This is a genomic window from Streptomyces melanogenes, from assembly GCF_014649795.1.
In the GTDB taxonomy this organism is placed as follows: Bacteria; Actinomycetota; Actinomycetes; order Streptomycetales; family Streptomycetaceae; genus Streptomyces; species Streptomyces noboritoensis.
Genome location: NZ_BMTS01000008.1, coordinates 46,443 through 69,750, shown reverse-complemented (window position 1 = coordinate 69,750; position 23,308 = coordinate 46,443). Strand labels below are relative to the sequence as shown.

Here is a 23,308-nt window from a genome sequence, read left to right as displayed (position 1 = left end):
ATGACCGGCGAGACGTCATTTGCGGCGACGGATGTGAGTGAGCGTCAAGTCCCCGTCGCCATCGTCGGCATGGCCGTGCTGCTGCCCGGCGCCAAGGACCTGGACGCGTACTGGCGCAACCTCGTCGACGGTGTGGACGCCGTACGGGACGTGCCCGAGGGGCGCTGGGACCCGGTGTACTACCGGCCCGGCGACCCGGGCGGCGCCGCCGACCGGATCTACTGCCGGCGCGGCGGCTTCGTGGACGGCCTCGCCGAGGTCGACGCCGCCCGCTTCGGCATCATGCCGAGCTCGGTCGCGGGCACCGAGCCCGACCAGCTCATCGCACTCTCGGTGGCGGCCCGGGCGATCGCGGACGCGGGCGGCGAGGAGCGGCTGCCCGAGCGCGGCCGGGTCGGGGTGGTCCTGGGCCGGGGCGGCTACCTCAACCCGGGCCTCGTCCGCCTCGATCAACGGGTGCGCACCGCACACCAGTTGACGCGCACCCTGGGCGAACTGCTGCCCCACCTCGCGCCTGACCAGCTCGACCGGGTGCGGGCCGCCTTCACCGAGACGCTGGGACCCGAGCACCCGGAGTCGGCCATCGGGCTCGTCCCCAACCTGGCGGCCTCCCGCATCGCCAACCGCCTGGACCTGCGGGGCCCGGCGTACACCGTGGACGCGGCCTGCGCGTCCTCGCTGATCGCGGTCGACCAGGCGGTGGGCGAACTGGCCTCGGGCCGCTGCGACCTGATGCTCGCGGGCGGCGTCCACCACTGCCACGACATCACGCTGTGGAGCGTCTTCGCCCAGCTCCGCGCCCTCTCGCCGAGCCAGCGCAGCCGCCCCTTCCACGCGGCCGCCGACGGCATCCTCATCGGCGAGGGCACCGGCGTCGTCGTCCTCAAGCGCCTCGCGGACGCCGAACGCGACGGCGACCGGGTGTATGCGGTGATCCGCGGCACCGGCGTCGCGGGCGACGGCCGCGCCGCGGGGCTGATGAACCCCGACCCGGGCGGCCAGACCCGCGCGGTCCGCCAGGCCTGGCGGGCAGCCGGGCTCGAACCCCGCGACCCCGGCTCCCTCGGCCTCCTGGAGGCGCACGGCACCGGCACCCCGGCGGGCGACGCGGCCGAACTGGCCACGCTGGCCGAGGTGTTCGGGCCGGGCGCGGACGGCCCGGCCGCGCCCGTCATCGGCTCGGTGAAGTCGATGATCGGCCACTGCATGCCCGCGGCGGGCGTCGCCGGACTGGTGAAGGCGGCCCTCGCCGTGCACCACGCGACCCTGCTGCCGACCCTGCACTGCGACGACCCGCACCCCGCCCTCGCCCGCACCCGGTTCCGCCCGACGGCGGCCGCCCGCCCCTGGGAGGGGCCGCTGCGCAGGGCCGCCGTCAACGCCTTCGGCTTCGGCGGGATCAACGCCCACGTGGTCCTGGAACAGGCACCGGGAGCCGTGCCCGCCCGGCGCCGGGCGGCCGTGCGCGAACCGGAGCACGTGCTGCGCCTGACCGCCGCCACGGCGGAGGACCTGGCCCGGGCCCTGGACGCGGACGACGCGACGGTACGGGAGCGGGGCGCCGCCCCGTACCGGCTCGGCACGCCCACGGCCCGGCTCGGCATCGTCGACCCGACCGCCAAGCGGCTGGCGCTCGCCCGCCGCGCGGTGGCCCAGGGCCGCCCGTGGCGCGGCCGCAGCGACGTCTGGTTCGCCCCGCGCCCGCTGCTCGGGGAGGCGGGCGGGGGCAAGGTGGCGTTCGTCTTCCCGGGTCTGGAGGCCGAGTTCGCGCCCCGGGTGGACGAGGTGGCCGAGCACTACGGGCTGCGGCTGCCGGGCCGTACGTACACCGGGGCGACCGACGTCGCCCGGCACGGGCTCGGCGTGCTCCGCGTCGGCCGGGTCCTCGACGAGGCCCTGCGCGGGCTCGGCGTCCGGCCCGACGGGGTCGCCGGACACAGCGTCGGGGAGTGGGCGGCGATGATCGCGGGCGGCATGTTCGCCGCCGACAAGGCGGACGCCTTCTTCGCCTCCTTCGACCCGGACTCGCTGCGGGTGCCGGGCCTGGCGTTCGCCGCGATCGGCGCACCGGCGGCCCGGGTGAGCCAGGCGCTCGATGACTGGCCGGACCTCGTCCTCTCGCACGACAACTCGCCCGGCCAGTCGATGGTGTGCGGCCCGGAAGCGCCGGTCGAGGAGTTCGCGGCGAAGCTCCGGGCCGAGCGCGTGATCTGCCAGGTGCTCCCGTTCCGCTCCGGCTTCCACACGCCGATGCTCGCCCCCTATCTGGGCCCCATGAAACGGGGCGTGGACGCGGCGGAGATCCTTCCGCAGCGGGTCCCGGTCTGGTCCGGCACCACGGCGGCCCCGTTCCCGGCCGACCCCGACGAGGTCCGTGCCCTGTTCGTCCGCCACCTTCTGGAGCCGGTACGGTTCCGGCCGCTGATCGACGCCCTGTACGCGGCGGGCTTCCGCGCCTTCGTCCAGGTGGGCACGGGCCGTCTGACGTCACTGATCGACGACACCCTCAAGACCCGCGACCACCTCACGCTCTCCGCCAACTCGCCCCGGCGCGGCGGGCTGGCGCAGCTGCTGCGGGTGGAGACGGGGCTGTGGGCGGAGGGGTATGCGCTGTCGCCCGCCGGGCGGGAAGGTCCGCGCTCCTCCGCCGCCCCGATCCCCCTCGACCTCGGAGCGGCGCTGGTTCCCCTGGATCCCCGTCGGGTGGAGGAGTTACGTGCGGAGCTGAGCCCCTCTCGTACGGCCAACCGGGTCGAACACCCCATATCAGCGGGACTTTTGGGGGAGTCGCTCACCCGGCGCCACCCCGTCGCGGCAGAGCTCGACGCGCTGATGCGGGAGACGGCGGACAGTGTGGCGGCGGTCCTGGAGGCGGCGGGCCCACGGGGGGCGCAAGCCGCACCCGACACGGTCACCCCGCCCCCCGAGGGCGAGCACCGCACCCAACTCCGCGTCTCCACCACTGACATGCCCTACCTCCTCGACCACTGCTTCTTCCCGCAGCGGCCCGGATGGCCCGAGCTCGCCGACCGGCATCCGGTCGTCCCCGCCACCACCGTCCTGCACCATCTGATGGCCGCGGCCGAGCGGGCCGCGCCCGGGCAGCGGGCCGTCGCCGTCCACGACGTGCGGCTGGAGAGGTGGGTCAACGCCGTCCCGGCCGTGGACGTGACGGTCACCGCCCGGCCGGACGGCCCCGGGCGGTGGGCGGTCGCGTTCGGGCCCTACGCTCGCGCGAGCGTCGAGCTCGCCCCCGGCTATCCGGCCCCGCCGCCCGCACCCCCGCTGGACGCGGCCGACGAGCGCCCGCCCGACATCGCGGCGGCCCAGCTCTACGAGGACCGGTGGATGTTCCACGGGCCCGCCTTCCAGGGCGTCACCGCGCTGCGCGGGGTCGGGCCCCGCCACGTCCGGGGCACCATCACCACGCCCTCCGCGCCGGGCGCGCTCCTCGACAACGTGGGCCAACTCCTCGGCTACTGGCTGATGTCGACCCACCCCACCCGGACCGTGATCTTCCCCGTAGCGCTGGAGGAGGCCCGCTTCTTCGGGCCGCCCCCGCAGCCCGGGACCCCCGTCGGCTGCCACGCCGTCATCACCTCGCTCACCGAGGACACCCTCCTCGCCGACGTCCGGCTCACCCTGCCCGGCGGGACGGTGTGGGCGGAGCTCTCCGGCTGGCGCGACCGCCGTTTCTCCGGGCTCGACGCACGCAGGTCCGGCGGCTACCCCGAGCACCTGGCCCTGGCAGAGGCCCGGCCCGGCGGCTGGTGCCTGCTGCGGGACGTGTGGCCGGACCCGGCATCGCGCGACCTGCTGATGCGCATACAGCTGGGCCGGGCCGAGCGCGAGGCGTACGAGAAGAAGCCGCCGCGTGGCCGGCGGCAGTGGCTGCTCGGCCGGATCGCCGCCAAGGACGCGGTGCGGCGGTGGCTGTGGGAGCGCGGCGAGGGTGCGGTGTTCCCGGCCGAGATCGAGATCGTGAACGAGGAGTCGGGGCGGCCCCGTGCCGTGGGGGTGCACGGCCGTACGCTCCCGGCGCTCGACCTCTCCCTCGCCCACCGGGGCGATCTGGCGGTCGCACTCGTACGCCCCGCGAGCCCCGGCTCGTACGCGAACGGCGTCGGTATCGACATCGAAGAGGTCGCGGACCGCACCCCCGAGACCCACCGCGTCGCCCTCGGCCCCCGTGAACTCGCCCTGCTGGCCCGGCTCGTGGCCGGATCCGGGGAGCCCGAGGCCCTCTGGTTCACCCGGTTCTGGACGGCCAAGGAGGCCGTCGCCAAGGCGGAGGGCACCGGGTTCGGGGGGCGGCCGCACGCCTTCGAGGTGACCGGGGCCGCCTCCGACTCGCTCACCGTCACCGTCGACGGCCGCCCCCACCACGTCCACTGCACGCTCGTCGACCCCACCCATGTCGTGGCCTGGACCACGGCTGCGACGACCCTTGAGGAGAACGCCCAGTGACCACCAGCGAACGGCCGCCCGGCCCCGTCCCGCTCGCCCCGCCGGACGAGGAGCAGGTCCTGGCCGAGATCGCCGGGCTGATCGTGGAGGTGCTCGGGGACTACGCTCCCGACCCCGCCGACATCCGCCCCGAGACCCTGTTCGGCGACGACCTGGAGCTGGAGAGCATCGATCTCGTCATGCTGTCCGGACACCTCCAGGAGCGGTACGGCGAACAGGTCAACTTCGCCGAGTTCGTGGCCTCCCTGGAGATCGACGAGGTCATCGCGCTGTCCGTCGGCCGGCTCGTCGACCACGTCCTGCACAGCCTCGGCACGGCCCCGGAAGCGGGAGCCGCCCGATGGTCATGATCCGCGCCAACGGTCTCGGCCTGCACGTCCAGCGGCTGCGCCCGCCCCACCGACGGCCGGACGCGACCGTGGTGTTCGTCCACGGCGCCTTCATCGACAGCCTCGCCAGCTACTACTTCACCCTCGGCCCCAGGTTCGCCGAGGCCGGGTTCGACGCCGTCATGTACGACCTGCGGGGACACGGCCGCAGCGAACGCCCGCCCAGCGGCTACGCCCTGGAGGACTTCACCGCCGACCTCGACGCACTCCTCGACGAACTGGGCATCGCCCACCCCGTCCACCTCGTCGGCAACTCCTTCGGTGGCACGGTCGCCCTCGACTTCGTCGTCCACCGGCCCGAGCGCGTCGCCACCGTCACCGTGGTCGAGTCGGGGCCCGCCAGCCGGGCCTGGTCGCACACGATGACGTCCGCCCTGCGCCACGCCGGGGACATGGGCGACGACGAGGCGCTGGTGTGGTTCACCGAGCAGTACGGGACGCTCTCCTCGACCCGGACCGGCGACGCCCGCCACGACGCTCACATCCGCCGCCTCGGCCGGGCCGCCGCCCGGCTCGTACGCGCCACCACCATCGCCGAGGACATGCCCACCGGACGGGTGCTCACCGACGAGCAGCTGGGCGGGGTGCGCTGTCCGGTGCTGCTGGTCAACGGGCAGGAGGGGCTGGTGGCGGCCGAGTCCGCCCGGCTGCGGTCGCTGCTGGCGCACTGCCGGGTCGCGGTGGTGCCGGGACAGAAGCACTCGGTCCTGGTCGAGGCCTCCGACGCGGTCGGGCGGCTCGCCCTGGACTGGGTCCGCGAGCACGCCGGGGCCGCGCCCGAGCCCAGTGGACCGGGGCCGGTCCGGTGAGCCGCTTCCTGTTCGTGGTGCCGCCGCTGACCGGGCACATCAACCCGGCGGCCGCCGTCGCCGCCGAGCTGACCGCGCGCGGCCACGAGGTGGCGTGGGCGGGGCGGCCCGCGATCGTCGAGCGGCTGGTGGGGGAGCGGCCCCGGGTCTATGCCTGCGCCGGGCCCGACCGCCTCGCGGGACGGCCGCCGCAGCTGCGCGGAGTGGCGGCGCTGAAGTTCCTGTGGGCCGACTTCCTCGGCCCGCTCGCCGAGGCGATGGCGCCCGGGGTGGAGGCGGCGATCGCCGCGTTCGGCCCGGACGTGGTGGTGGCCGACCAGCAGACCGTGGCGGGCGCCCTGGTGGCGGAGCGGCTCGGTGTGCCCTTCGCGACCTCGTCGACCACCTCGGCCGAGCTCACCGACAGCATGGCCGGACTGCCCGGTGTGCACAGCTGGCTCACCGGGCTGCTCGGCGAGCTGAGGCGGCGCATCGGCGACCCGGCCGCCACCCACGACCCGCGCTTCTCCCCGGCCCTCACCCTCGCCTTCACCACCCCCGAGCTGACCGGCCCGTACACCACCCCCGAGACGGACCTGCGGTTCGTCGGACCCGCACTGGCCGTCCGGCGCACCGCCGCCGGGGACTTCCCCTGGCAGTGGCTGGACCTGGCGCCGGGCACGGCGGCGGTCCTGATCACGCTCGGCACGGCCAACACCGACGCGGGCGGCCGCTTCCTCGCCGAGAGCGTCGCGGCGGTCCGCGCCCGCACCGGACAGCTGCGGGCGGTGGTCTGCGACCCCGGCGGGCTGCTCGGGGCGCTGCCGCCCGGGCCCGATGTGCTGGTCAGGGCCCAGCTGCCGCAAGTCGCCCTCCTAGAGCGGATGTCGGCGGTCGTCTGCCACGCCGGGCACAACACCGTCACCGAGGCGCTGTGGCACGGGGTGCCGCTGGTGGTCGCGCCGATCCGGGACGACCAGCCGGTCGTGGCGTCCCAAGTGGTGGGCGCCGGAGCCGGGGTGCGGGTGAAGTTCGCGCGGGCGGGGCGCGAGCGGATCGGCGCGGCCCTGGACGCGGTGGTGACCGAGCCGGGCTACCGGGACGCGGCCCGCCGCGTCCGGGACGCCTTCCGCGCCGCCGGCGGCGAGTCGGCCGCCGCCACCCACCTCGAAAAGCTCGCCGCCGCGGCGCCCGTCGCCGGGCGCCCCCGATAGAGCCCCCACAGAGAGGGACGCACATGCCCGACAGCGAACGGATCGCCGAACTCCGCCCGTCGTACCAGGACGAACTGGCCCGTGGCACCGGCCGCTTCTTCCTGCCGGCGCGCACCGACTGCCCCTGGTGCCTGGGCACGGACCTGCGCCGCAAGTTCCGCACCACGGACCTCATCCAGGGCAAGCCCGGCGAGTTCGTCCTCGACCGGTGCCGCGGCTGCGGTCACATATTCCAGAACCCGCGGCTGAGCCAGGAGGGCCTGGACTTCTACTACCGGGACTTCTACGACGGACTCGGCGCCGAGACGACCGCCAAGATGTTCGAGGGCAACGGCAGCAAGAAGCGGTTCCGTCGCAGCGCCCGCGCACTGCGGCGCGTCGCCCTGCCCGGCCGGTGGCTGGACGTCGGCACCTCGCTCGGCCACTTCTGCGCCACCGCCAAGGAGGTGCTGCCCGACACCCGGTTCGACGGCCTCGACATGGGCGAGGGCGTCGAGCTCGCGGCCAAGGAGGGCCGCATCGAGGAGGCCTACCGGGGCCTGTTCGTGGAGCTCGCCGAGGAGATGGCGGGCCGCTACGACGCCGTCAGCATGTTCCACTACCTGGAGCACACCCTCGACCCGCACCGCGAACTCGCTGCCGCGCACCGGGCGTTGGCGCCCGGCGGGCACCTGCTGATCGAGGTCCCCGACCCCGAGTCGCTCTCGGGGCGGCTGCTCGGCCGGCTCTGGCTGCCCTGGTTCCAGCCCCAGCACCTGAACATGGTCCCGATGGGCAACCTGTGCCGGCGGCTGCGCGAGCTCGGCTTCACCGTCGAGGTGGCCGAGCGGCGCGACGCCCACATCCCGGCCGACCTGGTGTGCGCCACCTGGTTCCTGTTCGACCGGCTGCTGCCGCGCGACGACGCGCCCTGGCTGCCGCACCGCCCCGGGCGCGCCGCACGGGCCGTCCGGTTCGCGCTGGTGTGGGCGTTCCTGCCGGTGCTGATCGCGGTGTACGGCCTCGACCAGCTGCTCAACCCGCTGGTGCGGCGGACCCGGTTCTCCAACGCGTACCGGGTGATCGCCCGTCGCAACGGGTGAGCCTGCGGGTTACCCGCCCGACAGCACCTGGGCCAGGTCGTAGCTGACCGGTTCCTCCAGCTGGGTGTACGTACAGCTGTCGGGGGACCGGTCCGGGCGCCAGCGGCGGAACTGGGCGGTGTGCCGGAAGCGGTCGCCCTCCATGTGGTCGTACGCCACCTCGCACACCCGCTCCGGCCGCAGCGCCACCCACGACAGGTCCTTCTTGCCGGTCCAGCGGCTCTGCGCGCCGGGCAGCCGGGCGCCCTCGTGGGCGGCCTCGTCCAGCCAGGCCGCCCAGGGGTGCCCGCCGCCCACCGGGTCCTCAAGGAGCAGCGGTGCCAGCTCCTCGATCAGCTCGGCCCGCCGCTTCATCGGGAAGGCCGCACAGACCCCGACGTGCTGGAGGGCGCCGGAGGCGTCGTACAGGCCGAGCAGGAGCGAGCCGACGGCGGGGCCGCTCTTGTGGAAGCGGTAGCCCGCCACCACCACGTCGGCCGTGCGCTCGTGCTTGATCTTGTACATCAGCCGGGCGTCCGGGCGGTAGCGCAGATCGAGCGGCTTGGCCACCACCCCGTCGAGCCCGGCGCCCTCGTACCGCTCGAACCACTCCTGGGCCTCGGCCGCGTCCGTGGTGGCGGGCGCCAGGTGCACCGGCGCCGTGACGCCGGTCAGGGCCCCGGCCAGGGCAGCCCGGCGCTCGCTGAGCGGATTGTCGAGCAGCGAGTCGTCGCCGAGCGCCAGCAGGTCGAAGGCGACGAAGCTGGCCGGGGTCTGCTCGGCCAGCAGCTTCACCCGGGAGGCGGCCGGGTGGATGCGCTCGGTGAGCCGGTCGAAGTCGAGCCGCCCCTCGTGGACGATGACGATCTCGCCGTCCACCACACAGCGCTGCGGCAGCCGCTCCTTCAGTGCCTCGGCCAGCTCGGGGAAGTAGCGGGTCAGGGGCTTGCCGTTGCGGCTGCCGATGACGATCTCGTCGCCGTCGCGGTGCACGATCGCACGGAAGCCGTCCCACTTCGCCTCGTACTGCATCCCGGGCGGAATCCTGGCCACCGACTTGGCGAGCATCGGCTTCAGGGGCGGCATCACCGGCAGATCCATGCCATTGATTCTCACCGGACTGTGCCGATATGCGCCATTTGCGGCTCGCGCCTACCGTGGCCTGCATGGGCACGAGCAAGGGCGAGGCCGTCGAGCTGGACGTGGCCGGACGGGCCGTCCGGCTGTCCAACCCGAACAAGGTGTACTTCCCGGAGCGCGGCTACACCAAGCTGGACGTGGCCACGTACTACCTGGCCGTCGCCGACGGGATCACCCGCGCCCTGCGCGACCGCCCGACCACCCTGGAGCGCTACCCCGACGGCGTCGACGGCGAGTCCTTCTTCCAGAAGCGGGCCCCCAAGAACCTGCCCGAGTGGATCCCCACTGCCCGCATCTCCTTCCCCAGCGGCCGCCACGCCGACGAGATCTGCCCGACCGAGCCCGCCGCCGTGCTGTGGGCCGCCAACCTGGGCTGCCTCACCTTCCACCCGTGGCCGGTGCGGCGCGCGGCCACCGACCACCCCGACGAACTCCGCATCGACCTCGACCCGCAGCCCGGCACCGACTTCGACGACGCGGTGCCGGTCGCCCACGAACTGCGCGCCCTGCTGGCCGAGTCGGGTATCCAAGGCTGGCCCAAGACGTCCGGCGGCCGCGGCATCCACGTCTTCGTCCCGATCGAGCCGCGCTGGACCTTCACCGAGGTGCGCCGCTGCGCCATCGCCATCGGGCGCGAGCTGGAGCGGCGCATGGCGGGGAAGGTCACCACCGCGTGGTGGAAGGAGGAGCGCGGCGAGCGGATCTTCGTCGACTACAACCAGACGGCCCGCGACCGCACCATCGCCTCCGCCTACTCGGTCCGCCCCAAACCGCACGCCCCGGTCTCCGCGCCGCTGCGCTGGGACGAGCTCGACGACGTCCACCCCAAGGACTTCGACCTGAAGACCATGCCCGTGCGGTACGCCGAGGTGGGCGACGTCCACGCGGACATGGAGGAGCACGCCTTCGGCCTGGAGCCGCTGCTGGAGCTGGCCGCCCGCGACGAGCACGAGCACCGGCTGGGCGACATGCCGTACCCGCCGGACTACCCCAAGATGCCGGGGGAGCCCAAGCGGGTGCAGCCGAGCCGGGCCAAGAAGGAGGAGGCGTAGCCGCCTACGCCGCGGGCGGGCGGCGCTCCGCCGGAGGCAGCAGCAGTATCTCCAGGGCCTGGGCGCACGCCCGCGCCTGGGCCAGGAACCAGGCGGCGCGCTCGTCCGTCATCACCGCGGGCGCGGCCCGCAGCGACAGGGCGAAGCGGGCGTGGCCGGAGCGGTCGAGGACCGGCACGGCGAGCGTGCGCGTCCCGTACCCGGTGTCGTACGCACCGGTGGGCGCCGTCTCGCTCTCCTCGCGCGCGAAGCCGTCGGCCCGGACGTCCGCCAACTCCTCGTCGAGCGCCGCCGGTTCGTCCGGCCGGGGCCAGGCGAGCAGCACCCGGCCCGGCGCGGTCGAGCGCAGCGGGCGGCGCAGCCCGGCCAGCGGGGGCACCGGGCCGCCCGCGACGCTCACCACGTGCGGGCCGCTGCGCAGCGCGAGGTCGGCCGCGGCGCCGGTGCGCGCGGCCAGGTCGGCCAGTTCGGGGGCGGCCAGGTGCAGCCCGCGCTGGTGGTACGAGAGGCGGCCGAGCTCGGTCATGGCGGGGCCGAGCCGGTAGCGCGCGGTCCGCACGTCCTGCTCCAGGAAGCCCGCCCCCACCAGCGTGCGGGCCAGCCGGTGCGCGGTGGAGACGGGTAACCCCAGGCGCCGGGAGAGATCGGACGCGCTGAGGTCGGGACCGTTGTCGTGGAAGGAGTGCAGCACCTCCAGGGCGCGCTGCACGGCCTGCGCGCCGGTCGGGGTGCGCACCGTGGTGGCCTCGGTCATATCGGCTCCCTGCCGGGTCGTGATCGACGAAGGGCTCCACACTACGGCCGGGTCATCTGGTCGCTCAGGGCAACGGCGAAGGCGACCGGAACCGCTCCGGCCCGCGCTGTCGGTGGCCGGTGGAAGACCGGGAAGGACCGACGATCGGCGCCGTGACGGCCGTAATCGGCCAAAGACCGCGCGGCGGGAGGAGATCGCTTGACGCGGGCGGCGGAGGGCGTTCAACGATCATTGACCGGACGTTGATCCGGCCGGGCCAGCATGGATGTCATGTCGATCAACACCACCATCGCCGGGCAGGAACTCGCCTGGCAGGAGACCGCGTTGTGCGCCCAGGCGGGGCCCGAGTTCTTCTTCCCCGCGCCCGGCAGCTCGACGCGGGAGGCCAAGCAGCTCTGCGGCAGCTGCGAGGGGCGCCAGGCGTGCCTGGAGTACGCGCTGGCGAACGACGAGCGGTTCGGCGTCTGGGGCGGCCTCTCCGAGCAGGAGAGACTCCAGCTCCAGCGCAGCCGGGCCTGACACCGGGAGCCCGAGCCACGAACCCGGCCGCCTCAGGAACGGCCGGGTTCCGCCGGCGGACGCGCGTGCCCGTTCGGGGGCGGGCCGCGCGTCCGCGCTCTGGCACGTCCGGCCCCGGCCGGTCATGCTGGACGGGCCGGCAGACCCAACGTCACGGCCTGGGGGGCGTGTTGAGGACAGCGGGTACGACGCGCACATACGACTACATCGTGGTGGGAGCGGGTTCGGCGGGCTGTGTGCTCGCGGCCCGGCTCTCCGAGGATCCCGGCGTCCGGGTGGCGCTCGTCGAGTCGGGCCCGCGCGACCGGAAGCCCGAGATCCGCATCCCCGCCGCCTTCCCGAAGCTCTTCAAGACCGCGTACGACTGGGACTTCACGACCGCGAAGCAGGAGGCGCTGGGCGGGCGCGCGCTGTACTGGCCGCGCGGCCACACCCTCGGCGGCTCCTCGTCCCTCAACGCCATGATGTGGGTCCGCGGCCACCGCGCCGACTACGACGCGTGGGGCGAGGCCGCCGGGCCCGAGTGGGCGTACGACGCGTTCGTCCGGTACTTCCGCCGGGCCGAGCGCTGGACGGGGCCGACGCCCCGCGACTCGGTGTACGGCACGGACGGGCCGCTGTGGATCTCGCCGTTGCGCGACCCCAGCCCGCTCACCTTCGCCTTCCTCGCCGCCTGCCACGACCGGGGCATCACGGGGCTGCGGGAGCTCAACGGCCCGGACCACTCCGGGTACGCGACGACGCCCGTCAACCAGCGCAAGGGGCGCCGGTGGAGCGCCGCCGACGGCTACCTCAAACCGGCCGCACGCCGCCCCAACCTGGACATCTTCACCCAAACCCGGGTGTGCGGGCTGGAGTTCGAGGGGAAGAGGGTCGCCGGCGTCGTCACCGCAGGCGGCCCGGGCACCCTCACCGCCCGACGCGAGGTCATCCTCAGCGCGGGCGCCATCGGCTCGCCGCACCTGCTGATGCTCTCCGGGATCGGCGACCCCGAGCGGCTGCGGGAGGCCGGGGTCGAGGTGAAGGTGGCGTCGCCGGACGTCGGCCGCCACCTCCAGGACCACCTCGCGTACGCGGTGACCGTGCGCTGCCCCCGGCCCGTCACGCTGACCGGCGCCGACACGCTCCCCAACCTCGGCCGCTTCCTGCTGCGCGGCCGGGGCCCGCTGACCTCCAACCTCGGCGAGGCCGTCGCGTTCGTGCGCACCCGGCCCGACCTGGTGGCGCCGGACATCGAGCTGGTCTTCGCCCCGGCGCCGTTCGTCGACCACGGGCTCACCCCGCCCACCGAGCACGGCCTCACCATCGGGGTGGTGCTGCTGCAACCCGTCGGCGAGGGCCGGATCGACCTGGGCGGGACGGCCGCCACCACCCCGCCCCGGATCGACCCCGGCTACCTCACCGCCGAGGAGGACCTGCGGCGGCTGCTGGTGGGGGTGCGCCGGGCGGAGCAACTGCTGGCGACCCCGGCCCTGGCCGAGCACACGGCGGGGCCGCTGGCGCCCTACCCGGGCGTCGTCGACGACGAGGCGCTGGCGGCGGCGATGCGCGGCTCGGCCGAGACGCTGTACCACCCGGTGGGCACCTGCCGGATGGGCTCCGACGAGGGCTCGGTCACCGACCCCCGGCTCCGGGTGCGCGGCGCCGAGGGTCTACGGGTGGTGGACGCCTCCGTCATGCCGCGCATCACGCGCGGCCACACGCACGCCCCGACGGTCGCCCTCGCCGAGAAGGCGGCGGAGCTGATCCGGGAGGACGCGCGCTAGCGGGGTCGGCTCAGGCCTTGCCGCGGGCCAGCATCCGGGCCTTGCGCGCGGCGAGCTTCTCGTCGAACTTGCTGGCCTCCGAGTCGAGCCCGCCCATGTACAGGCCGAGCTCCTCCTGCGCCTTGAGGCCCTCCGGGCCGAGCCCGTCGATGTCCAGGACCTTGAGGTAGCGCAGCACGGGCTGGATCACGTCGTCGTGGTGGATGCGCAGGTTGTAGATCTCGCCGATCGCCATCTGCGCGGCGGCCCGCTCGAAGCCGGGCATGCCGTGGCCGGGCATCCGGAAGCCGACGACCACGTCCCGTACCGCCTGCATGGTCAGGTCGGGGGCGAGCTCGAAGGCGGCGCCCAGCAGGTTGCGGTAGAAGACCATGTGCAGGTTCTCGTCGGTCGCGATCCGTGCCAGCATGCGGTCGCAGACCGGGTCGCCGGACTGGTGGCCGGTGTTGCGGTGCGAGATGCGGGTGGCGAGCTCCTGGAAGGCCACGTACGCCACGGAGTGGAGCATCGAGTGCCGGTTGTCCGACTCGAAGCCCTCCGCCATGTGCGCCATGCGGAACTGCTCCAGCTTGTCCGGGTCCACGGCGCGCGAGGCGAGCAGGTAGTCGCGCATCACGATGCCGTGCCGGCCCTCCTCGGCGGTCCAGCGGTGCACCCAGGTGCCCCAGGCGCCGTCGCGCCCGAAGAGGCTCGCGATCTCGTGGTGGTAGCTGGGGAGGTTGTCCTCGGTGAGCAGGTTCACCACGAGCGCGATCTTGCCTATGTCGGTGACCTTGGACTGCTGCGGCTCCCACGCCTCGCCGTCCTCGAAGAGGCCGGGGAAGTTGCGCGCGTCCGACCACGGCACGTAGTCGTGCGGCATCCAGTCCTTGGCCACCTTGAGGTGCCGGTTGAGCTCCTTCTCGACGACCTCCTCCAACGCGTACAGCAGCCGGGCGTCGGTCCACACGTCCGAACTGCCGAGGTGGGGAGAGGTGATCGTCACGAGGGTGCTCCAGGGGGACGGGGAGGGGGGACGGGTTACCTACGCCTACGTAGGTTACGAGACCGTAGGTTAAGCGCGCGGTAAGCCACAGCCAAGTCCCGCCCTCTTCCTCCCCGACTACTCTCCGTCATCCGCCCAGGTCATAGCGGGGCAGCGGGAGACAAGTCAGACATCCGTCAGCTGCCCTCCCGCACCTCCTCGGCCGTCGTGTCGCGCAGCTCACCGTCGAGCAGCAGCCACCGGGTGACCCCGATCGACTCCAGGAACGGCACGTCGTGGCTCGCCACGATCAGCGCCCCCTCGAAGGCGGCCAGCGCGTCGGTGAGCCGCCTTACGCTCGCCATGTCCAGGTTGTTCGTCGGCTCGTCCAGCATCAGGAGCCTCGGCGCGGGCTCGGCGAGCAGCAGCGCCGCGAGCGAGGCCCGGAAGCGCTCGCCCCCCGAGAGCGTGCCGGCCGGGCGGTCGGCCCGGGCCCCCTTGAACAGGAAGCGGGCGAGCCGCGCCCGGATCGCGTTGCCGGTGGCGTCCGGCGCGTACCGCGCCACGTTGTCGACCACGCTCAGCTCGTCGTCCAGCACGTCGAGGCGCTGCGGCAGGAACCGCAGCGGCACATGTGCCTCCGCCTCGCCGGCCGCCGGTGCGAGCTGCCCGGCGAGCGCCCGCAGCAGGGTCGTCTTGCCGGCCCCGTTGCGGCCGACGAGCGCGATCCGCTCCGGCCCGTGGATCTCCAGATTGCCCACCGCCCGCTCCGTGTAAGGCAGTCGGAGGTCACGCAGGGTCAGGACGCCCTGGCCCGGGTGGACCTTGGTGTGCGGGAGCTCGATACGGATCTCGTCGTCGTCCCGGACCGCGTCGACCGCCTCGTTGAGCCGGTCCCGCGCCTGGGCCAGGCGCTCGGTGTGCAGGATGCGGTGCTTGCCCGCCGACACCTGGGCCTCGCTCCGGCGGCCGTTGGCGACGATCTTCGGCACCCGCTTGTTCTCGTAGCTCTTCTGGGCGAACCGCTGGCGCCGGGCCAACTTGACGTTGGCGTCCGAGAGTTCGCGCTTCTGCCGCTGGACGTCGGCCTCGGCGGTGCGCACCATCCGCTCGGCCGCCTCCTGCTCCACGGCCAGCGCCTCCTCGTACGCCGAGAAGTTGCCGCCGTACCAGGAGACCTCGCCGTCGCGCAGATCCGCGATCTGGTCGACCCGGTCCAGGAGTTCGCGGTCGTGGCTCACCACGACCATCACTCCCGGCCAGGCCGCCACCGCGTCGTAGAGCCGCCGACGGGCCTGCAGGTCCAGGTTGTTGGTCGGCTCGTCGAGCAGCAGGACGTCGGGGCGGCGCAGCAGCAGCGCGGCCAGCCGCAGCAGCACCGACTCGCCGCCGGAGAGCTCCCCGATGGTCCGGTCGAGCCCGACGGCGTCGAGGCCGAGCTGGCCGAGCGCCGCCCGGGCCCGCTCCTCCACGTCCCAGTCGTCGCCGACCGCCGTGAAGTGCTCCTCGCGGGTGTCGCCCGCCTCGATGGCGTGCAGCGCGGCCCGCACCCGGTCGATCCCGAGGGCCTCGTCGACCCGCATTCCGGTGGCCAGGGTGAGGTTCTGCGGGAGGTAGCCGATCTCGCCCGCCGTGAGGATCCGGCCGCCGGCCGGGGTGAGTTCACCGGCGAGCAGCCGCAACAGCGTGGATTTTCCGGAGCCGTTGAGGCCGATCAGCCCGGTGCGGCCGGGGCCGACGGCCAGCTGGAATCCGTCGAACACCGGGGTGCCGTCGGGCCAGGCGAAGGAGAGGTCGGAGCAGCTGATGTGCGTCGAGGACGCGGTGTAACTGGACATGAGTGTCTCCCTGTTGCGGGGAAGGGCGGGGGCAACGGGAACTGAGACACCGGTGTCAGGGCAGCAGGAGAAAAGAAAAGAGGCCCTGGTCGTGGAGGACGGCTCGGAGGCAGGTCACACCGCGCGCGCGACACGGAAGGGAGTGCGCGAAACGGTGTCTCAGATGCCTCAGACGAGCAACGTCCTACTCCGATCGACGACAACAGGGCCGAGATGAACGTACGACGTGACGCCGACCGCGTGCAAACGATTTACGGCACGCAGTTGACCGGCGCGGCGGCGCGTGGGGTCAGCACGCGTCGCGCAGCAGCGCGGTGAGGTCCCCGTCGAGGTCGAGGTAGTGGTGCTCGTGTCCCGCGGGCACCATCAGCTGGGTGCGCTTGAGGAAGCGGCGCAGCTCGGAGGTGCGGATGTGCACCATCGCGGTGCCCTCCGGGGCGTGGAACTCCACGACCGTGCGGTCGAACCCGTACGGCCGCACCCGCACGTCGCCCATCCCCGCCGAGGTGTCCACCCCCGCTTCGAGGAGCTCGCGCGAGAACGCCCAGCAGACCTCCACCCCTTCCAGGGTGGCGGGCGCGGGGAAGACCATCCGCACGGCGAACGGGTCCTCGCGGTCGTACGTCAGCGTCGCGGGAACGGTCTGCACCCGGGGGTCGGACGCGATCAGGCGGGCCTCGACGGCTTGCTCGATGACAGTGGACAACGCCCTGCTCCCCTACTCACGACCGGGTACTTCACTTCCTGCTGTTCACGAAGACGGCAGAAAACACGGTTGCGTGCACCAGAGCGGAGGGTGAGCTGTGTCACCTGATCGCTACGTGTGCGTCACTTACCGGTGCGTCACCGCTCGGTCTTACGCGGTGCTTAACTGGCTCCGGATTGATGTCGATACGGTCGAGTTTCGCCCTCTGGACGCTCCTCGCGGGGTCGGCTAGCTTCCAGCGCCATGAAGCCCATGGGGAAGACGAGACGCATGCTGTCGGTGGGGCTCGGCGGGGTGGCGCTGGCCGCCGCGCTGACCGCACCGGCCCAGGCGCACGGCCACGGCGAGGACCACCCGGCACCGTCCTGGCAGCTCACACAGACCGGTACGGACGCCCGGTTCCGGGGGCTCGCGGCGGTCAGCCGGACCACCGCGTGGGTGGCCGGGACGAAGGGCACGGTGCTGCGGACGGCCGACGGCGGGCGGCACTGGCGCGATGTCTCGCCTCCGGGCGCGGGCGAGCTGGAGTTCCGGGACGTCGAGGCCTTCGACGGACGGCGGGCCGTGGTGCTCGCGATCGGCGAGGGCGAGGCGTCCCGGGTCTATCGGACCGAGGACGGCGGCGCCACCTGGAAGGAATCGTTCCGCAACCTCGACCCCAAGGCGTTCTACGACTGCCTCACCTTCTTCGACCACCGCCACGGACTGGCGGTGAGCGACCCGGTCGACGGCAGGTACCGCATCCTGTCCACCGCCGACGGCGGCCGCTCCTGGAAGGTGCTGCCGAACACCGGGATGCCCGAGGCGCAGCCCGGCGAGGCGTCCTTCGCGGCGAGCGGCCAGTGCCTGGTGAGCTCCGGGCCGCACGACGTGTGGCTGGCCACCGGCGGCGCGGCCACCGCACGCGTCCTGCACTCCGCCGACCGCGGTCTGACCTGGACGGCGACCGCGTCGACGATCCCGGCCGGGGACCCGGCGCGCGGCGTCTTCGGCCTCGCCTTCCGCGACCGTACGCACGGACTCGCCGTCGGCGGCGACTACCGGGCCGGACAGCCCTCGCCCCGGGCCGCCGAGGCCACCGGGAACGGCGGCCGCAGCTGGTCCCCGGCGACGGCCCCGGTCGCGGCCTACCGCTCCGGCGTCGCCTGGCTGCCGCACTCCCGCTCGACGGCGCTCGCGGTGGGCCCCACCGGCACCGACGCCACCACCGACGGCGGCCGCACCTGGCACACCGTCGACACCGGCTCGTACGACACCGTGGACTGCACGCCCGACGGGGGCTGCTGGGCGGCGGGCGAGAAGGGCCGGGTGGCTCGATCCACCCGCTAGACGGCGGGCAACTCCTGCCGGAAGGAGACGAGTTCGGGGGCGACCTTGGTCGCGAAGAACTCGGTGATCCGGTACGCGCAGACGCCGTGGACGCTGAAGGGGTCGGTCGCCGCGATCTCCTCGATCGCCGCGCGATCGTCCCCGACAGCCAGGATGACCCCGCCCTCGCGGGGCTCCTTGCGGCCGGAGGCGATGAACACCCCGGCCTCGTACTGCCCGTTCAGCCAGCTGACGTGCTCGGCCAGCAGCTCGTCGACGCGCTCGATGGGGGCGGTGTAGGTCAGGTCCAGTATGAACATGATCGTCAGGCTACTCCGGCCCGCGTCTAGGGTGAGGGCATGGTGACGCTGACGGAGATCCCCGAGGGCTGGCCCGCCGACGAGGCGCGGGCGCTGGCCGTGCAGGACGAACTGCGCGGCCGGGTCGTGCTCGACGAGCCCGGCCCGCCGCCGGGGACCGGGCTGGTCACGGGCGTGGACGTGGCGTACGACGACGAGCGGGACGTCGTCGCGGCGGCCGCCGTCGTCCTGGACGCGGCCACCCTGGAGGTCGTGGAGGAGTCCACCGCGGTGGGCCGCGTCGCCTTCCCGTACGTGCCCGGGCTGCTCGCCTTCCGGGAGATCCCCACGGTCCTGGCGGCCCTCGGCGCGCTGACCACCGGCCCCGGCCTGGTGGTCTGCGACGGATACGGACTGGCCCACCCGCGCCGCTTCGGCCTCGCCTCCCACCTCGGCGTGCTCACCGGGCTCCCGGTGATCGGCGTCGCCAAGAACCCGTTCACCTTCGCGTACGAGCAGCCGGGCACCCGGCGCGGCGAGGCGTCGCCGCTGCTGGCCGCACCGGGCGAGGAGGTCGGCCGCGCCCTGCGCACCCAGGACGCGATCAAGCCGGTGTTCGTCTCGGTCGGCCACCGGGTGACCCTGGACAACGCCTGCGCCCACGTGTTGAGCCTGACCCCGCGCTACCGGCTACCGGAGTCGACGCGGAGGGCGGACGCGCTGTGCAGGGAGGCGCTTCGTAACGCGCTGCGGCCGGTGTAGCCCGTACTGGCCGGGCTCGCCGACGCGCTGCGGAGTGCGCCCCTTTAGGGGCGCGGGGAACTACGCGACCAGCCACCCACGGTCCGCAGCCGAATAACCACGCCCCCGCGGAGCGCTCAACGCGCATCGGCCACCCGGAAACGGATCCCCGCCTTCTGGATCCGTTCCAGCAGCGCGTCACCCATCGCCGTGACGGTCGTCAACTGCCCGGCCAGCGACGGCAGTTCATCGAACGCCAAACTGAGCGCCCCCTCCGCGAGGATCTTCGCCGTCTCGTCATACCCCGGGTCACCCCCCGACACCTCGGTGAAGACCCGCCGCCCACCGCCCTCCCCAACGAACCGCAGGGAGAACCAGCTCCGATCCCGCCGCTCCTGGTCAGGGCCCGTGCCCGGCTCGTATCGGTTGATCAGAAACCGTCGCGCGGCAGGCACTTGGGCCACCCCGAACGCCGCCCCCGCCCCCGCCACCGCGCCCAGCGCGAGCGGCAGTCGCCGTACGGCCGCGAAGTGGCGGTACCGGAAGTCGGGCCCGTAGCGCGCGCTCGCCGAGGCCGAGCGGGCCACCACCACCGGGTCGAGGACCGGCAGCGGCAGCGCCCACGCGCCGGTCTCGCGGCTGAAGTGCGGCGCGCCCAGCGGGGATCGGGCCCGGCGCCCCACGAGCCGGGGCTCGTGCAGCCGCCGCTCCCGGGCCACCCGCAGCTGCTGCGGCCCGCGCCCCATCGCGGTGATCGCGGACGCCAGGGTGCCGCCGGAGAACATCGCGTTGGACCGTACGAACCCGTCCACCCGCAGCGGCACGCCCTCGGGCAGCTGCTGGACCGTGTAGTACACACCCAGGTCGCACGGAACCGAGTCGAACCCGCAGGCGTGCACCAGACGCGCGCCGGTCTCCCGGGCGCGCGCGTCGTGGCGTACGTACATCGTGTCCACGAACTCCGGCTCGCCGGTCAGGTCGAGGTAGTCGGTCCCCGCCTCGGCGCACGCGGCGACCAGGCCCTCGCCGTACCAGACGTACGGGCCGACCGTGGTCACCACCACCCGCGCGGACTCGGCGAGCGCGCGCAGCGACTCGGGGTCGGCGGAGTCCGCGGTGAGCAGGGGGAGCGAGGCGCACGCCGGGTCGATCGCGGCCAGCTTCTCGCGCAGCCGCTCCAGTTTGGCGGCCGACCGCCCGGCCAGCGCCCAGCGGCACCCCTGCGGCGCGTGCGCGGCCAGGTACTCCGCCGTGAGCGCGCCCACGAACCCCGTCGCGCCGAACAGCACGAGGTCGTACGGCCGCGCCGCCCGCCGCGCCCGCTGCTCCGCCGACCGCTCCGACTGCTCCGACCGTTCCAAGGGGGTGCCCTCCGATTCGCTCTGCCCCGGTCGCGCTCCCGCGCCGTTGTCGGTGGCTGAGGCTAGCGTGAGTAGCGGTGTCGCGGGTGATCAAGAGGGTGAGCGAGGAGGACGGACATGGGAGCACCGCCGAAGGCCGCGCTGGCGAAATGGGAGAAGGTGCGGGCGTTTGCCCTGGGGCTGCCGGGGGCCGTCGAGGAGCACCCCTGGGGCGAGACCGTCATCAAGGTCAACAAAAAGATTTTCGTCTTCCTCGGTGTTGACGACGGCACCTATCCGCTGGGCATGGGCGTCAAGCTGACGGACGACGCCACGCACGCGCACGCCCTGACCTCACCCGGCGCCCAGCCGTCCGGGTACGGCCTGGGCAAGTCGGGCTGGGTGCGGGTGCCGCTGGCCGAGAAGGGCGCGCCGAGGGCGGATTTGCTCTGCGAGTGGGTGGAGGAGAGCTATCGGGCGATCGCCACGAAGAAGCTGATCGCGGAGCTCGACGGCGGCTGAGCCGGGCCGATGGAACACTGGCGTACCACTCGGTAAAAACCAAGCGCTTGCTCGCGCAAGGGGCTTGTGCGAAGTGGAACGTGTTCTTAGCATCACTGATGTTACATCAGTTGTGTCACAGTGCTGGGGGCTCGATGACAGGTTCAGGGAACGGCCCGCTCACCGGGGTGCGCGTGGTCGAGCTGGCGGGGATCGGGCCCGGCCCGTTCGCCGCGATGCTCCTGGCCGACCTCGGCGCCGACGTGGTCAGGATCGACCGCCCGGGCGGCGCCGGCCTGGCCATAAACCCCGCGTACGACCTGACCAACCGCAACAAGCGCTCCGTGCTGATCGACTTGAAGTCCGAGGACGGCCCCCGCCGCGTCCTCGACCTGGTCGAACGGGCCGACATCCTCGTCGAGGGCTACCGCCCCGGCGTCGCCGAGCGTCTCGGCGTCGGGCCCGAGCAGTGCCTGGCCCGCAATCCGAGGCTGGTCTACGGACGGATGACCGGCTGGGGCCAGGACGGCCCGCTCGCCGCCCGCGCCGGACACGACATCGCGTACATCGCCGTCACCGGCACCCTGGGCATGATCGGCAAGCCGGACGAGGGGCCGACCGTCCCCGCCAACCTGGTGGGCGACTACGCGGGCGGCTCGCTCTACCTCGTCGTCGGCGTCCTCGCCGCCCTCCAGCACGCCCGGACGGCGGGGGAAGGGCAGGTCGTGGACGCCGCGATCGTGGACGGCGCCGCCCACCTCGCCACCATGATCCACGGCATGATCGCGGCCGGCGGCTGGCAGGACCGGCGCGGCGCCAACCTGCTCGACGGCGGCTGCCCGTTCTACGGCACCTACGAGACCTCCGACGGCCAGTACATGGCGGTCGGCTCGCTCGAGCAGCAGTTCTACGACGAGTTCATCCGCCTCGTGGGGCTCGAAGCGGTCGCCCCGGCCCGCAAGGACCTGGCCCGCTGGGCGGAGCTGCGCACGGCCATCGCCGAGCGGTTCCGCACCCGTACGCGCGAGGAGTGGACGGCCGTCTTCGAGGGGTCGGACGCGTGCGTGGCGCCTGTGCTCTCGCTGCGCGAGGCGCCCGCCCACCCGCATCTGGCCGCCCGCGCCACCTTCGTCGAGCACGGCGGCCTGACTCAGCCGGCGCCCGCGCCCCGGTTCTCGGCCACCCCCGGCGCCGTCCGCCGTCCGCCCGCCCTGCCCGGCGCCGACACCGCCGAGGTCGCCCGCGACTGGGGCGTGCCGGAGCTCGCCGCGTCCGGGAACGCCAAGTCCACAGAGGAGAACGACCGTTGAAGCGGCAGATCTTCACCGCCGAGCACGACGCCTTCCGCGAGACCGTCCGCACCTTCCTCGCCAAGGAGGTCCTGCCGCACTACGACCAGTGGGAGAAGGACGGCATCGTCTCGCGCGAGGCCTGGCTGGCCGCCGGGCGCCAGGGGCTGCTCGGGCTCGCGGTGGACGAGGAGTACGGAGGCGGCGGCAACGCCGACTTCCGCTACAGCGCGGTGCTCGCCGAGGAGTTCACCCGGGCGGGCGCGGCGGGCCTCGCGCTCGGGCTGCACAACGACATCATCGGGCCGTATCTGACCGGGCTGGCCACCGAGGAGCAGAAGCGGCGCTGGCTGCCCGGCTTCTGCGACGGCTCGCTGATCACGGCGATCGCCATGACCGAGCCCGGCGCCGGATCCGACCTCCAGGGCATCGCCACGCACGCCGAGGACAAGGGCGACCACTGGCTGCTCAACGGCTCCAAGACGTTCATCTCCAACGGCATCCTCGCCGACCTGGTGATCGTCGTCGCGAAGACCACCCCCGAGGGCGGCGCCCACGGGCTCTCGCTGCTCGTCGTCGAGCGGGGCATGGCGGGCTTCGAGCGCGGCCGCAACCTCGACAAGATCGGCCAGAAGTCCCAGGACACGGCCGAGCTGTTCTTCAACGACGTACGCGTCCCCAAGGAGAACCTGCTCGGCGAGCTCAACGGCGCCTTCGTCCACCTGATGACCAACCTGGCGCAGGAGCGGATGGCGATCGCCGTGGCCGGGATCGCCGCCGCCGAACACCTGCTTGAGATCACCACGCAGTACGTGAAGGAGCGCGAGGCCTTCGGGCGGCCGCTGGCCACCAAGCAGCACATCCGCTTCGAGATCGCCGAGCTCGCCACCGAGTGCGCCGTCACCCGCGCGTTCCTCGACCGCTGCATCGTGGATCACTCGAACGGGGAGCTCGACGCCGTACACGCCTCGATGGCCAAGTGGTGGGCCACCGAGCTCCAGAAGCGCACCGCCGACCGCTGTCTGCAACTGCACGGCGGCTACGGCTATATGAGCGAGTACCGCGTCGCCAGGGCTTTCACGGACGGACGCATCCAGACCATCTACGGCGGGACCACCGAGATCATGAAGGAGATCATCGGTCGTTCCCTCCTCGGCTAACCCTCCTTGAAA

General features: G+C 73.4%; 20 protein-coding genes. 13 read left to right on the top strand and 7 right to left on the bottom strand.

Features of this window, described 5'->3' with window-relative positions:
* The 5 genes from IE252_RS18790 to IE252_RS18770 are packed head-to-tail and all read left to right on the top strand — an operon-like array spanning nt 1 to nt 7,940.
* On the top strand, nt 1-4,467 hold the full coding sequence (locus tag IE252_RS18790; protein WP_190090596.1) for a beta-ketoacyl synthase N-terminal-like domain-containing protein: 4,467 nt from the start codon (nt 1-3) through the stop codon (nt 4,465-4,467).
* The gene (locus IE252_RS18785) at nt 4,464-4,817 is read left to right on the top strand and encodes a phosphopantetheine-binding protein (RefSeq protein WP_190090595.1); all 354 of its coding nucleotides are present in this window, start codon (nt 4,464-4,466) and stop codon (nt 4,815-4,817) included. The genes IE252_RS18790 and IE252_RS18785 overlap by 4 nt, the downstream gene beginning before the upstream one ends.
* Complete coding sequence (locus IE252_RS18780) at nt 4,808-5,665, top strand: alpha/beta fold hydrolase (RefSeq protein WP_190090594.1); 858 nt, start codon at nt 4,808-4,810, stop codon at nt 5,663-5,665. The genes IE252_RS18785 and IE252_RS18780 overlap by 10 nt, the downstream gene beginning before the upstream one ends.
* Entirely contained in the window at nt 5,662-6,858 is a 1,197-nt protein-coding gene (locus tag IE252_RS18775) for a glycosyltransferase (RefSeq protein ID WP_190090593.1), read from the top strand. The genes IE252_RS18780 and IE252_RS18775 overlap by 4 nt, the downstream gene beginning before the upstream one ends.
* Before the next feature lie 23 nt (nt 6,859-6,881).
* Nucleotides 6,882-7,940 carry a class I SAM-dependent methyltransferase gene (locus tag IE252_RS18770; protein WP_190090592.1) on the top strand — a complete coding sequence of 353 codons (1,059 nt, stop codon included), beginning with the start codon at nt 6,882-6,884 and terminating at the stop codon, nt 7,938-7,940.
* 9 nt (nt 7,941-7,949) lie between these two features.
* On the opposite strand, the gene IE252_RS18765 is transcribed toward IE252_RS18770, so the two are convergent.
* On the bottom strand, nt 7,950-9,020 hold the full coding sequence (locus IE252_RS18765) for an ATP-dependent DNA ligase (RefSeq protein WP_190090591.1): 1,071 nt from the start codon (nt 9,018-9,020) through the stop codon (nt 7,950-7,952).
* Between the two features lie 65 nt (nt 9,021-9,085).
* Between IE252_RS18765 and ligD the strand changes: the two genes are divergently transcribed.
* Nucleotides 9,086-10,111: a non-homologous end-joining DNA ligase gene (gene ligD, locus IE252_RS18760; protein ID WP_190090590.1), complete on the top strand. Its 1,026-nt coding sequence runs from the start codon at nt 9,086-9,088 to the stop codon at nt 10,109-10,111.
* Nucleotides 10,112-10,115: 4 nt separating this feature from the next.
* On the opposite strand, the gene IE252_RS18755 is transcribed toward ligD, so the two are convergent.
* The gene (locus IE252_RS18755) at nt 10,116-10,865 is read right to left on the bottom strand and encodes an IclR family transcriptional regulator (protein ID WP_190090589.1); all 750 of its coding nucleotides are present in this window, start codon (nt 10,863-10,865) and stop codon (nt 10,116-10,118) included.
* Between the two features lie 270 nt (nt 10,866-11,135).
* On the opposite strand from IE252_RS18755, the gene IE252_RS18750 reads away from it, so the two are divergent.
* Together IE252_RS18750 and IE252_RS18745 are read left to right on the top strand one after the other, a co-directional pair.
* Nucleotides 11,136-11,384, top strand: a complete 249-nt coding sequence (locus IE252_RS18750) for a WhiB family transcriptional regulator (protein ID WP_101391004.1) — start codon at nt 11,136-11,138, stop codon at nt 11,382-11,384.
* A gap of 167 nt (nt 11,385-11,551) precedes the next feature.
* Nucleotides 11,552-13,150, top strand: coding sequence for a GMC family oxidoreductase (locus IE252_RS18745; protein WP_229848562.1), 1,599 nt, complete (start codon nt 11,552-11,554; stop codon nt 13,148-13,150).
* A 10-nt stretch (nt 13,151-13,160) separates the two neighbouring features.
* Here IE252_RS18745 and IE252_RS18740 read toward each other — a convergent pair whose 3' ends face one another.
* The 3 genes from IE252_RS18740 to ssgD form a co-directional block, all read right to left on the bottom strand.
* Nucleotides 13,161-14,135: an acyl-ACP desaturase gene (locus IE252_RS18740; RefSeq protein WP_190090588.1), complete on the bottom strand. Its 975-nt coding sequence runs from the start codon at nt 14,133-14,135 to the stop codon at nt 13,161-13,163.
* 176 nt (nt 14,136-14,311) lie between these two features.
* Nucleotides 14,312-15,952 (bottom strand): ABC-F family ATP-binding cassette domain-containing protein, encoded by a 1,641-nt coding sequence (locus IE252_RS18735; protein ID WP_190090587.1) that lies wholly within the window; start codon nt 15,950-15,952, stop codon nt 14,312-14,314.
* 289 nt (nt 15,953-16,241) lie between these two features.
* Nucleotides 16,242-16,658: a spore wall synthesis regulator SsgD gene (gene ssgD / locus IE252_RS18730; RefSeq protein ID WP_190090586.1), complete on the bottom strand. Its 417-nt coding sequence runs from the start codon at nt 16,656-16,658 to the stop codon at nt 16,242-16,244.
* 243 nt (nt 16,659-16,901) lie between these two features.
* On the opposite strand from ssgD, the gene IE252_RS18725 reads away from it, so the two are divergent.
* The gene (locus IE252_RS18725) at nt 16,902-17,987 is read left to right on the top strand and encodes a WD40/YVTN/BNR-like repeat-containing protein (protein WP_190090585.1); all 1,086 of its coding nucleotides are present in this window, start codon (nt 16,902-16,904) and stop codon (nt 17,985-17,987) included.
* Here the strand turns inward: IE252_RS18725 and IE252_RS18720 are convergent.
* A complete protein-coding gene (locus IE252_RS18720; protein WP_190090584.1) occupies nt 17,984-18,286 on the bottom strand; it encodes a YciI family protein in 303 nt (100 codons plus the stop codon). The genes IE252_RS18725 and IE252_RS18720 overlap by 4 nt on opposite strands.
* Before the next feature lie 39 nt (nt 18,287-18,325).
* Between IE252_RS18720 and IE252_RS18715 the strand changes: the two genes are divergently transcribed.
* Nucleotides 18,326-19,027: an endonuclease V gene (locus IE252_RS18715; protein WP_190090583.1), complete on the top strand. Its 702-nt coding sequence runs from the start codon at nt 18,326-18,328 to the stop codon at nt 19,025-19,027.
* 116 nt (nt 19,028-19,143) lie between these two features.
* On the opposite strand, the gene IE252_RS18710 is transcribed toward IE252_RS18715, so the two are convergent.
* The gene (locus tag IE252_RS18710; protein WP_190090582.1) at nt 19,144-20,367 is read right to left on the bottom strand and encodes a saccharopine dehydrogenase family protein; all 1,224 of its coding nucleotides are present in this window, start codon (nt 20,365-20,367) and stop codon (nt 19,144-19,146) included.
* A 117-nt stretch (nt 20,368-20,484) separates the two neighbouring features.
* Between IE252_RS18710 and IE252_RS18705 the strand changes: the two genes are divergently transcribed.
* The 3 genes from IE252_RS18705 to IE252_RS18695 all read left to right on the top strand — a co-directional run bounded on the left by IE252_RS18705 (nt 20,485) and on the right by IE252_RS18695 (nt 23,296).
* The gene (locus IE252_RS18705) at nt 20,485-20,868 is read left to right on the top strand and encodes an MmcQ/YjbR family DNA-binding protein (RefSeq protein WP_190090581.1); all 384 of its coding nucleotides are present in this window, start codon (nt 20,485-20,487) and stop codon (nt 20,866-20,868) included.
* A gap of 98 nt (nt 20,869-20,966) precedes the next feature.
* Entirely contained in the window at nt 20,967-22,157 is a 1,191-nt protein-coding gene (locus tag IE252_RS18700) for a CaiB/BaiF CoA transferase family protein (RefSeq protein ID WP_190090580.1), read from the top strand.
* Entirely contained in the window at nt 22,154-23,296 is a 1,143-nt protein-coding gene (locus tag IE252_RS18695) for an acyl-CoA dehydrogenase family protein (protein ID WP_190090579.1), read from the top strand. Before IE252_RS18700 ends, IE252_RS18695 begins: the two co-directional genes overlap by 4 nt.
* Nucleotides 23,297-23,308: the final 12 nt, after the last annotated feature.